Origin of the sequence: Paraburkholderia sp. USG1 (assembly GCF_031570135.1) — a bacterium.
In the GTDB taxonomy this organism is placed as follows: Bacteria; Pseudomonadota; Gammaproteobacteria; order Burkholderiales; family Burkholderiaceae; genus Paraburkholderia; species Paraburkholderia dioscoreae.
The window spans coordinates 275,594-287,220 of sequence record NZ_JAMWXW010000008.1 but is presented as its reverse complement, the minus strand read 5'-3'; the positions used below and the strand labels follow the sequence as shown (position 1 = coordinate 287,220).

At 61.0% G+C, this 11,627-nt stretch carries 10 protein-coding genes; 4 read left to right on the top strand and 6 right to left on the bottom strand.

The annotated features are described in order from the left end of the window. From NE850_RS13835 to acnA, 4 genes are all read left to right on the top strand, one after another. Positions 1 to 227: citrate/2-methylcitrate synthase (locus NE850_RS13835; RefSeq protein ID WP_310698861.1), on the top strand; the 227-nt coding region annotated here is incomplete at its 5' end. Between the two features lie 103 nt (positions 228 to 330). Then, positions 331 to 837 (top strand): hypothetical protein, encoded by a 507-nt coding sequence (locus NE850_RS13830; protein WP_007178769.1) that lies wholly within the window; start codon positions 331 to 333, stop codon positions 835 to 837. A 25-nt stretch (positions 838 to 862) separates the two neighbouring features. Beyond that, the gene (locus tag NE850_RS13825) at positions 863 to 2,314 is read left to right on the top strand and encodes a bifunctional 2-methylcitrate dehydratase/aconitate hydratase (protein ID WP_007178768.1); all 1,452 of its coding nucleotides are present in this window, start codon (positions 863 to 865) and stop codon (positions 2,312 to 2,314) included. 45 nt (positions 2,315 to 2,359) lie between these two features. Next, positions 2,360 to 5,077, top strand: coding sequence for an aconitate hydratase AcnA (gene acnA, locus NE850_RS13820; protein ID WP_007178767.1), 2,718 nt, complete (start codon positions 2,360 to 2,362; stop codon positions 5,075 to 5,077). 106 nt (positions 5,078 to 5,183) lie between these two features. Here the strand turns inward: acnA and NE850_RS13815 are convergent, their stop codons facing one another. The 6 genes from NE850_RS13815 to NE850_RS13790 form a co-directional block, all read right to left on the bottom strand. Then, positions 5,184 to 6,191, bottom strand: coding sequence for a hypothetical protein (locus NE850_RS13815; protein ID WP_007178766.1), 1,008 nt, complete (start codon positions 6,189 to 6,191; stop codon positions 5,184 to 5,186). Continuing rightward, a complete protein-coding gene (locus tag NE850_RS13810) occupies positions 6,188 to 7,204 on the bottom strand; it encodes a HAMP domain-containing sensor histidine kinase (RefSeq protein WP_007178765.1) in 1,017 nt (338 codons plus the stop codon). Before NE850_RS13810 ends, NE850_RS13815 begins: the two co-directional genes overlap by 4 nt. A gap of 68 nt (positions 7,205 to 7,272) precedes the next feature. Beyond that, positions 7,273 to 7,908: a response regulator transcription factor gene (locus tag NE850_RS13805; RefSeq protein ID WP_310698860.1), complete on the bottom strand. Its 636-nt coding sequence runs from the start codon at positions 7,906 to 7,908 to the stop codon at positions 7,273 to 7,275. A 192-nt stretch (positions 7,909 to 8,100) separates the two neighbouring features. Continuing rightward, complete coding sequence (locus tag NE850_RS13800) at positions 8,101 to 9,180, bottom strand: OmpA family protein (protein WP_007178746.1); 1,080 nt, start codon at positions 9,178 to 9,180, stop codon at positions 8,101 to 8,103. A gap of 152 nt (positions 9,181 to 9,332) precedes the next feature. Then, positions 9,333 to 10,172 (bottom strand): ABC transporter permease, encoded by an 840-nt coding sequence (locus NE850_RS13795; RefSeq protein WP_007178745.1) that lies wholly within the window; start codon positions 10,170 to 10,172, stop codon positions 9,333 to 9,335. A 14-nt stretch (positions 10,173 to 10,186) separates the two neighbouring features. Next, positions 10,187 to 11,455 (bottom strand): ABC transporter permease, encoded by a 1,269-nt coding sequence (locus NE850_RS13790; RefSeq protein ID WP_197740296.1) that lies wholly within the window; start codon positions 11,453 to 11,455, stop codon positions 10,187 to 10,189. Positions 11,456 to 11,627: the final 172 nt, after the last annotated feature.

Below are 11,627 nucleotides of genomic sequence, written 5' to 3'. Positions count from 1 at the left end.
GGGACGCGAAGAAGATGTTCCCGAATCTGGACTGGTTCAGCGCGGTCTCGTATCACATGATGGGCGTGCCCACCGCCATGTTCACGCCGCTCTTCGTGATCGCGCGTACGGCGGGCTGGAGCGCGCATATCATCGAGCAGCGTATCGACAACAAGATCATCCGTCCGAGCGCGAATTACACCGGGCCCGAGAATTTGAAGTACCTGCCGCTAAATAGGAGAAAATAGCGGTCGCTGTGCGCTTTCAAAGCGCGTGCAGTTCAACCACGCGGTCGCCAGGACCGGTCGCCCGCGGAATGTTTAACTGAAACTAGATAGAAAGGTTTTCTCCATGAAAAAGCTGATGATCGCCGCCGTGATTGGCGCCCTGTCCACGACGATGCTGTCGGTCGCGACTGACGCCGCCGCGCAACCGGCGACCACCACGAAACCGGCTACCAAGGCTGTGCCGAAAAAGCCGCAGCCGAAGCGCCTGATCAAGCGCAAACCGAACCCGGCCAAGGAAGCGAAGGTCGATCCGGTGCCGGAAGGCGCGGAAAAGTGGTCGTGCAACGAAGGTCTGGCGTTCGAACTGAAGGGCGACATGAAGCGTGACCAGATCGTCACGGTTCACTGGGCTAACAAAAATTACAATCTGCCGCGCGAAGCGACCACCACGGGTGCAGACCGCTTCCACGACGCCGCAACCGGTATGGATCTCGTCGTGATCCCGACGAAGGCCATGTTGTTCTCGGACAAGGACAGTTCGCGTCTGGCCGACGAGTGCAAGACGGCAGCCATGATCGAAGGCGCGCCGGCTCCGACGCAATCGAACGCGATCAACAAGACCAGCAACTAATTATCCTCATCAGGAAAACACCCCGATGTCCGCTCCGATTACCAACGTGCGACCCGACCCGGACCAAGTCCTGGTCGATATCGTCGATTACGTGCTGGAGTATCCGATCGACAGCACGCTCGCGCTGGAAACCGCGCGTCACTGCCTGATCGATACGCTCGGCTGCGGACTCGAGGCGCTCACCTACCCGGCCTGCACCAAGCTGATGGGACCGATTGTGCCGGGCACGATCGTCCCCAACGGCGCGAAGGTGCCCGGTACGTCGTTCCAGCTGGATCCGGTTCAGGCCGCCTTCAACATCGGCGCCATGATCCGCTGGCTCGACTTCAACGACACATGGCTGGCCGCCGAATGGGGCCACCCGTCGGACAATCTCGGCGGAATTCTCGCGACGGCCGACTGGCTCTCGCGCGGCGCCATCGCAGCCGGCAAACAGCCGCTGGCGATGAAAGACGTGTTGATCGCCATGATCAAGGCGCACGAAATTCAAGGCTGTATCGCGCTCGAAAACTCCTTCAACAAGGTCGGGCTCGATCATGTGCTGCTGGTGAAACTGGCGTCGACCGCGGTGGTCGGCCAGTTGATCGGTCTCACTCGCGACGAGCTGATCAATGCGGTCTCGCAGGCGTTTGTCGATGGGCATGCGCTGCGCACGTACCGCCACGCGCCGAATACCGGCTCGCGCAAGTCATGGGCTGCGGGCGACGCGACATCGCGCGCAGTGCGCCTCGCGTTGATTGCGAAGACCGGCGAGATGGGCTACCCCTCGGTGCTGACCGCGAAAACATGGGGCTTTTACGACGTGCTCTTCAAGGGCAACGCGTTCAGGTTCCAGCGCCCGTATGGTTCATACGTGATGGAGAACGTGCTGTTCAAGATTTCGTTCCCGGCGGAATTCCACGCGCAAACGGCGGCGGAAGCCGCAATGAACCTGCATGCGCAACTCAACGCAGCCGGCAAGCGTGTAGAGGACATTCGCAAGATCACGATCCGCACGCACGAGGCTGCGATTCGCATCATCGATAAAAAAGGCCCGCTGAACAATCCAGCCGACCGCGATCATTGCATTCAGTACATGATCGCCGTGCCGCTGATCCACGGCCGCCTGACGGCCGCCGATTATGAAGATTCGACCGCACAGGACGCGCGCATCGACGTGCTGCGCGCAAAGATGGAATGTGTCGAAGACCCGCAGTTCACGAAGGATTACCACGATCCCGAGAAGCGTTCGATCGCCAATGCACTGACGATCGAATTCAACGACGGTTCGACATTCGACGAAGTCGTAGTCGAATACCCGATCGGTCATAAACGTCGTCGCGAAGACGGGATTCCGTTGCTGGTCGAGAAGTTCAAGACCAACCTCGCGCGCCGCTTTCCGGTCAAGCAACAGCTGGCGATTCTCGACGTGTCGCTGGACCAGGCAAGGCTCGAAGCCATGCCGGTCAATGAATACGTCGATCTGTACGTCATCTAGTCAAGTCAAGTACCGTAGTTCCGCGATCAAACCAAGGAAAACACCATGGCCCACAACCTCCACAAAACGCTCAAGGAATTCGACAGCGGTTCCGGCAAAGGCAAGTTCTACTCCCTGCCGCAACTCGGCAAGGCACTGGACATCAAGATCGACCGCCTGCCGGTTTCGATCCGAATCGTGCTGGAATCGGTGCTGCGTAACTACGACGGCAAGAAAATCGCCGAAGAACACATCGAGCAACTCGCCAACTGGAAGCCAACTGCTTCGCGCGTCGATGAAATCCCGTTCGTCGTGTCGCGCGTCGTGCTGCAAGACTTTACCGGCGTGCCGCTGCTCGCCGACATCGCTGCCATGCGCGGTGTCGCGAAACACATGGGCAAGGATCCGAAGTCGATCGAACCGCTGGTCCCGGTCGATCTGGTGGTCGATCACTCGGTGCAGATCGACCACTTCCGCGAAAAGAATGCGCTCGACCTGAACATGAAACTGGAATTCCAGCGCAACAACGAGCGCTACCAGTTCATGAAGTGGGGCATGCAGGCATTCGACACGTTCAAGGTCGTGCCGCCGGGCGTCGGTATCGTTCACCAGGTGAACCTGGAATACCTCGCACGCGGCGTGCACAAGAAGGCTGAAGGCGCGGACACGGTGTACTACCCGGATTCGCTGGTCGGCACCGACAGCCACACCACCATGATCAACGGCATCGGCGTGGTGGGCTGGGGCGTGGGCGGTATCGAGGCGGAAGCCGGCATGCTCGGCCAGCCGGTGTACTTCCTGACGCCGGACGTGGTCGGCGTGAACCTGAAGGGCAAGCTGCGCGAAGGCGTGACGGCAACCGACCTGGTGCTGACCATCACCGAACTGCTGCGTAAGGAAAAGGTTGTCGGCAAGTTCGTCGAGTTCTTCGGCGAAGGCACGCGCTCGCTGTCGCTGCCGGACCGCGCTACGATCGGCAACATGGCGCCGGAATACGGCGCGACCATGGGCTTCTTCCCGGTCGACGAAAAGACGATCGACTACTTCAAGGGCACGGGCCGCACGGACGCAGAAATCGCGGCGTTCCAGAACTACTTCAAGGCACAGAACCTGTTCGGCATTCCGAAGGAAGGCGATATCGACTACACCAAGGTCGTCACGCTGGATCTCGGCTCGGTGGCACCGTCGCTGGCAGGCCCGAAGCGCCCGCAGGACCGTATCGAAATCGGCAATGTGAAGGCAACGTTCAGCGACCTGTTCTCGAAGCCGGTTGCGGAAAACGGCTTTGCCAAGAAGGCGGAAGATCTCGAAGCGCAATACACGACGAGCAACGGCGTCGACGTGAAGAACGGCGACGTGCTGATCGCCGCGATCACCTCGTGCACGAACACGTCGAACCCGAGCGTGCTGCTGGCCGCAGGCCTGCTGGCGAAGAAGGCCGTGGAAGCCGGCCTGACGGTCGCTCCGCACATCAAGACGTCGCTCGCGCCGGGATCGCGCATCGTCACAGAATACCTGACGAAGACCGACTTGATGAAGTACCTCGACAAGCTCGGTTTCACGCTGGCCGCTTACGGTTGCACGACCTGTATCGGTAACGCGGGCGATCTGACGCCAGAACTGAACGAAGCGATCACGAAGAACGATATCGTCGCGGCAGCGGTTCTGTCGGGCAACCGTAACTTCGAAGCGCGTATTCACCCGAACATTCGCGCCAACTTCCTGGCCTCGCCGCCGCTGGTCGTCGCTTACGCGATCGCCGGCAACATCACGCGCGACCTGATGACCGAACCGGTCGGTAAGGGCAAGGGCGGTAAGGACATCTACCTGGGCGACATCTGGCCGACCAGCGAAGAAGTCAACGACCTGCTCAAGTTCGCGCTGGATCCGGAAGCGTTCCGCAAGAACTACTCGTCGCTGACCAAGAAGGGCGACCTGTGGAGCAAGATCGAAGGCGAAGAAGGTCAAGTCTACGACTGGCCGAAGTCGACCTACATCGCTGAGCCGCCGTTCTTCGGCAAGGACTTCTCGATGACGCCGGCCGACAGCATCGCTGCCGTGACGAACGCACGCGCACTGGGCATCTTCGGTGACTCGGTCACGACCGACCACATCAGCCCGGCTGGCTCGATCAAGGAAGACTCGCCGGCAGGCAAGTGGCTGAAGGAAAACGGCGTGCAGAAGGCCGACTTCAACAGCTACGGCTCGCGCCGCGGCAACCACGACGTGATGATGCGCGGCACGTTCGCGAACGTTCGGATCAAGAACCTGATGATCCCGACGAAGGCAGACGGCTCGCGCGTGGAAGGCGGCCTGACGATTCATCAGCCGAGCGGCGAACAACTGTCGATCTATGACGCAGCCATGAAGTACATCGACGCCGGCACGCCGACCATCGTGTTTGCGGGCGAAGAGTACGGCACGGGCTCGTCGCGCGACTGGGCAGCGAAGGGTACGCAGTTGCTGGGCGTGAAGGCCGTGGTCGCACGCAGCTTCGAGCGGATCCACCGCTCGAACCTGGTCGGCATGGGCGTTCTGCCGCTACAGTTCAAGGGCTCGGATAGCGTGCAATCGCTCGGTATCACCGGCGAAGAAACGTACGACATCGAAGGCCTCGGCGCAGACTTCAAGCCGCAACAGGAAGTGACGCTGGTGATTCGCGGCAAGGACGGCAAGGAAAAGCGCGTTCAGGTGCTGCTGCGTATCGACACGCCGATCGAAGTCGACTACTACAAGCACGGCGGGATTCTGCCGTTCGTGCTGCGTTCGCTGCTGGCTGCCTGAAGCTGGCGATAACGCAAACAGCACGGCTGTTTTGCAGGGGCTGCGTCCTGTGGAGGGCGCAGCCGACTTTGAAGCCCGACCACTGGTCGGGCTTTTTTTTGGGCTGCTACTGCATGCTGCGGCTCGTGTTGAAGGCGTCAGGGTTGTCAGTGACCCTGCGCTGGGTCATGCGGGCGTTCCAGTCGGTGTCACCCGGCGTGGGCACGCCGGCGTGCGTCGTGATTGCAGCGCGCCGCTGCTGCGCGGCCCAGTCGAATAGTGTTGCGCGCTCGGCTGTTTCGTTCACGGACGAGGAGCGTGCGGTCCATTCGCCCGACTTCGACGGGGAAGGCTGTGTGGCTGCGTTGGTGATGCGGCTCAATGCGAGACGCCCGTCGACGTGGAGTTTGCTCAAACGCGCGATGGAAACCTGGCGATTGGCCTTTGCGGGCCGGCTCGGCGCTGCCTGATCCGCGGACACTCGCGTGGCCCACTGTTTCACGAGGTGTTCGACACGTTGTGACTCTGACGTAGGGACGTTGCCAAACGCCGCCCCCGGCGTCGCATTGGCCGGCGCAGACGCTTTGGAAGCCGCCGGCTTCGGTGTCGAATTAGCCGCCGAAGATCCGCTTTGCGTAACCGTGCCGGTAAATTCAACCGGCGGACGAACCGCCACCCGCCCTATCACAGCCGTGGCCGCCTTGTCGGCGCCGTGCGTCGCACAGGTGGTCAGCAACCAGGCCAGCGCAATGCCGCAGCCCGCGAAGATCGCCGCTCCCAGGACATGATCCGAACGGGTCGAGCGCGGACGTACCCCTCCTATCTCCAGATAATGCCTGGCTTCGGCCAACTGCTCGTCAAAGCGACGCGAATGGTCGCGTTGTTGCGGCAACTTATAGAACAAAAGAAACTTCACGCCCGGTGGGAACGTCCCACGGCGTATCGCCGACGCCTGGGGTTGTACGGCATTCTGAATTGCCCGTTGCGCGTCGGTGCGTGATTTGGGCCGCGGTTCGCGTGGTGCCGCGGCCTGCGCGGGCCCGCGCCGGGAGCCGAAGGGCGGCGGCAACGCATCGAACGGCCGCGCGCTCGGAAGCGCCAGGTCGCCTTCGATCAAGGCCAGTGGTCGGTTCATCGCGAAGGGCTCCGGTATGCGCGAGCTGCTGCTTCAAGTTGCACGACGAGGATTTTCGCTCTCGCCAATAGTGTGTCGACTGAAGTTGCGCCGCGTTTGTGTGGAGATTTACTCGCTCGCCGCAACGCCTCCATCAAGCCGCTCGCACCGACAAGACCCACGGCTCCGCTCAACCTGTGCAGCACACCATGCAGATGATCGTGTTGACCTTCACGGAGCAACCCACTGAGTCGCCCGAGATCCTCATTCATTGCGTCGCGCCAATTGCTGAGAAACGCTTGAAGATCGACCCCCTCTTCAGACAATGCGTCCAGATAATGACTGTCAAAAGGCTCAAAGGAGGCACTCGCGGAAACTTCGCCTGACTGCGTTGCACTGGAAAAAAGGGGCATCTGTACGCTGCCGCGAGCCGTTTTCGCGGAGGGCGCCCATCGTTCGACGCCGAACGGCGCGTTGAAAATTGCTCGAGGGCCTTTCTCGGTTCCGCTCGTGACGGAGAGCTCGCCGCGCATACGCTGCGCCAGTATTCGGCAGAGCGGCAAACAGGCGTCAGCGTCGGCGAGCCATTTCGCCACGTACGGATCCTCTATGGCTGGGTCGAAAAGTGGCGGCAACGCGTCGGGCGCGCACTTTACCACCGCATCGACTACGCTGATAAAAATTCGCTGGGAACCCGAATTCAAAGGCTGCGCCCGCACGATAAGCGAAATCTCTCCCTGCGCGGAGAGTTGGATCGTTCGGTTGAGCAAATGGAAAACCAGCTGGCCTAACCGGGCACCGTCGGCGAGAATCGTTTCAGCCACCGATTGATCGATGCGCGCGCGCAAGCGCAACTCGCGACAACGCGCAAACGGAGTGAGCAGTGCGGCAACACCGTGGATGACTTCACGCAAGTTCGTCACGCTCTCGTCAAGGACGAAAGCGCGAGCCTCCAGCGGCGAGGCGTCCAGCAGATCGCCAAGCGTTTGGCCCCATGTACGCGAAGAAGAACGAGACAGGCCGGCAGTGTTCATAGCCCGCAGAACCTCCATGTACGCGAAGAAGAACGAGACAGGCCGGCAGTGTTCATAGCCCGCAGAACCTAGTCGATCAAACGGTGCGTAGCCGCGAACTCAATCAGCCCTGCCAACGACGAAAGACCGAGTTTTTCCTGAATACGGCTCTTATACGTGCTGACGGTTTTGTCGCTGATGAACAGGGCATCTCCAATTGCCTTGTTGGACATGCCTTTTGACAACATCTGCAGAATCACGAGTTCTTTATCCGACAGCAGTCCAATCCTTTGCTCTTCTCCTCCCGCGCCGGCAGCGGCTACGATGCCGGCGCCATTGGCCGTCACAGGGAATACGGTATAGCCGGCCAGTACCGCCTCCACGCCGCGCATGATCTCTCTCATCTCCTGTGACTTGCCGACGAAGCCGTGGACACCCGAGCGCATCGCGCGCGGCGCGAACGTGGCCGGGTCGTGGCCCGACAACACCATCACTCGAATAGGAGGGTGAACGAGCCTGAGACGGGGAATCACATCGAGTCCACTAATGCGCGGAATGTCGAGATCCAGTATGGCGAGTTCCGGGGTGTGCAGCCGGGCCATCTCCACAGCCGTCTGGCCATTATCGGCTTCGATCACTTCTTCCACGCCAAGCAATTGCATGAGCTGCATTTTGATGACCATTCGGAACGCCGGATGGTCATCGATAACCAGAATAGTTGACATATTTTTTTCCTTCTGAACGCACGCGTTGCAGCGCCGATGGATGTCAGCGCCAAGCTTGAGGACGCACGAATGTGTGCGGCACAATGGCCCGTGGCGAATGGTGGTACGACACGGACTCGTCGAAACGATCGACCTTCTGCGCGCTGTTGTTCGCGCGCCGGAACGCAGGATCGTGTTAGATGCAAGAACACACTAGGAACGCGCCGCGACAGGTTCGATCTCGACGCGGCGATTCGGCGCGAGGCATTGCATCAAGGCATCGCGCTTCGTTCGCCGGCAGTCGACCAGAGGATTCGCGCTGCCTCTGCCTTGCGCAGTCATCGGCAAGCTCACGCCATGCGCTCGCAGATATCGCTCGACCGTCCGCGCACGTTGCATGGACAAATCGAGGTTGTATGACTTGTCGCCGAGGCGGTCGGCATAGCCGGTGATCTTCAACTCATGCAGCGCAGGAGCGTTCTTCAGACCTGTTGCCACATCGTCAAGCTGGCGCTTGCCGGCCGGCAGCATGGCGGCTTCGTCGCCGCCGTTGAAACGAAAAAGAGAATCGGCCTTCAGCGTGATCTTTTGCTGCGGCCTGGCAGCAGGAACCGGCACCGGTGCGGACGTGGATGCGGGCGCTTGCACCGCCGGCGTGCATTGCAGCGCTCTTTGCGCCGACTGCCGCAAGTTGTCCTGCACCTCGGGCAAGCGCTTTTCGGCGTTGGTGAAGCTGCGGCGCCATGCATCATGTCCGGCTTGTGCGAGTTCGACTTCGGCGCAGGCGAGCGGCTGCTGCGCCTGCGGGCATTGAACAACCGCGGGATCCGCCTTGATGGTATTGACGATTTTCCACAGATCGGGGCGCACCGTGGACACAGTGCGCAACGCGGGATTGGCGGCGGATAACGGCGTGCCGTTCTCGAGGCCCATCGTGATGGTGGCCGCCTGGCCGATCGCTTCCTGGACGAAGCCCCACTGGTCGTTAGCTTGACGCGCCTGTTGGGCGGCATTGATCCAGCATTGTGCTTTGGCGTGAAAATAGCCGTTCTTATCGCCCGGCAAACGGTCGAGCCGCGTCTGCAGGCTGGCCAGCGCCGTATTGCCGCTTGCGATGGGTGCGTAGGTGCTGACCCATTGCGCGTTGACCGCGCCTGCGGCTTCGTCCTGGGTGGCGCCGAAACCGGTTTTCAGCAATGTGGCATCTTCGATGCCGAGTCGTTCACGCGCGGCGTGGTCCGCGCAGGCTGTCAAGGCCAGCGCGCACACAAGCACCGTTAGCTGGTGTTTCATTGATTCTCTGCGACGAGCGCATCTTCTTATCGACGGCTACGAGTATGAAGAGACGCAGATACGCAGGGAATGGGAACAATCTTAGAATAACGCCGACAATTTGCTATTTATGATGCATCTCGAATAAAGGCGGCCTTCCGATTGCACTGCACTCAAGCCTTGACCGCCCGTGCAGCATTTCGCCCACGCAGCCACTCGAGCGCCAGCAACAGGCTGGTCGAAAAGATAATCAGAATTGTCGCCAGCGCGGCGATGGTCGGGCTGATGTTTTCCCGAATGCCGGTGAACATCTGCCGGGGCAGCGTAGTCTGATCCGCGCCCGCGAGGAACAGGGTCACGACGACTTCATCGAATGAAGTCGCGAACGCGAACAGCGCGCCCGAGATCACGCCCGGCGCGATCACCGGCAACGTGATGCGGAAAAACGTCTTCACCGGATTCGCACCCAGCGACAAACTCGCGCGCACCAGGTTGTAGTTGAAACCCTGCAACGTCGCCGCAACCGTGGTCACGACAAACGGCACACCGAGCGACGCATGCGCGAGAATCAGGCCGATATACGTATTGGCCAGCCCGAGCGGCGCGAAGAACAGATACATGCCCACGCCGACCACCACCACCGGCACGATCATCGGCGAGATCAGGATCGCCATGAGCAGCCCCTTGCCGCGGAAGTTCGCCTTGGTCAGGCCGATCGCCGCCAGCGTGCCGAGCACGGTTGCGACCACCGTCGCCGAGGGCGCGACGATAAAGCTGTTCTTGGCGGCCATGCGCCATTCGTCGGATGCAATCAGGTTCTGATACCAGCGCAGCGACCAGCCCGGAATCGGATACACCAGGAACGTGCTCGACGAAAACGACAACGGTACGATCGCCAGCACCGGCAAGATGAGATACAGCAACGTCAGCACGGCGAGACCGCGCAGCGCGAAATACCAGACGCGCTCGACCCACGACGTATGCGGCGCGAACAATGGCTTGGCAAGTTTCATCGCAATGACTCCGTTCAGCCGAGGCTCAGTGACGAACGCGTGAAGCGCCCGTAAATGACGTACAGCACGAGCGTCGCGGCGAGCAGCAAGCCGCCGAGCGCGCACGCCATGCCCCAGTTGATCGTCACGTTGGTGTAGTACGCCACGTAGTAGCTGACCATCTGATCGTTCGGTCCGCCCAGCAACGCCGGCGTGATGTAGTAGCCGATCGCCAGAATGAACACCAGCAACGCGCCCGCGCCGATGCCCGGATAGGTTTGCGGCACATACACGCGCCAGAACGCAGCGAACGGATGGCTGCCGAGCGAAACCGCGGCGCGCTGATAGGTCGGCGGGATCGACTTCATCACGCTATAGAGCGGCAGGATCATGAACGGCAGCAGAATATGCGTCATCGAGATGTAGACACCGGTACGGTTGAACAGCAGCGACAGCGGATCATGCAGCAGCCCGCTGCCGACCAACGCCTTGTTCACCAGCCCTTCGCTTTGCAGAATCACGATCCACGCCGCCACGCGCACGAGAATCGAGGTCCAGAATGGAATCAGCACGAGAATCATCACCAGATTCGCGCGACGTTCCGGCAGCGTCGAAATCCAGTATGCGAGCGGGTAGCCGAGCAGCAGCGCGAAGAGGGTCACCGCCGCGCCGATCACAAAGGTGCGGCTGAATACGGCGAGATAGATCTGTTGCTCGGGATCGGTCGGAATGACGTGGCCGAACGCGTCCTGCTTGTGATCCAGCGAAGCGAGCAGATAGAACGGCGAATACGCGCTCGAATTTTTTGCAATGGCTTGCCAGTAGGCGATGTCGTTCCAGCGTTCGTCCAGCTCGACGAATTTGGCGCGGAGCTGGGCGGGCGTCAGTTGCAAGGGTTTGCTGTTGTCGTCGGCGAACGGCATGGCGCGCGCGGACTTGGCGATCAGCGAGCGATAACCCGGAATCTCGACGTTCAGGCGGCGCGCAAGTGCGCCCATGCCATCGCTGTCGGCGACCGCGGCGAGGTCGGTAGCGAGGGCGACATACGCGGCGTCCGGAGGCGGGGTCTTGCGGTCCCACGCGCTCAATGCCGTCAGCGTATGCGGCAGCGCGTTGACGACTTCGGGATTCTGCGCGGCGCGCGTGAGCAGCGCGCCGATCGGCACGACGAAAATCAGTAGCAGAAAGATGGCGAGCGGTGCGATCAGCAGCAGGGCCACGGCCCGCTTTCTGGACTCCGCGGCTCTCAACTCGCGCTTGAGCCGGCCGCTTGATTCAGGCGTCGAATCGGCAGCGATGGTCATCGTAGTCACACCCGTTCTCCTTTGTCGACCAGAGCGCTTTAGCGCTTGCTCTGGTCCCATGCAAAGCTGCCGTTCCGGGACAAGCGGTTCACCCTTCGCCCCGGCCCGCGCGTTCCATCACATCAACACAGCGCGGCTTCGCCGAAGCTCAAGCCGCGCCTTCTCACACCAG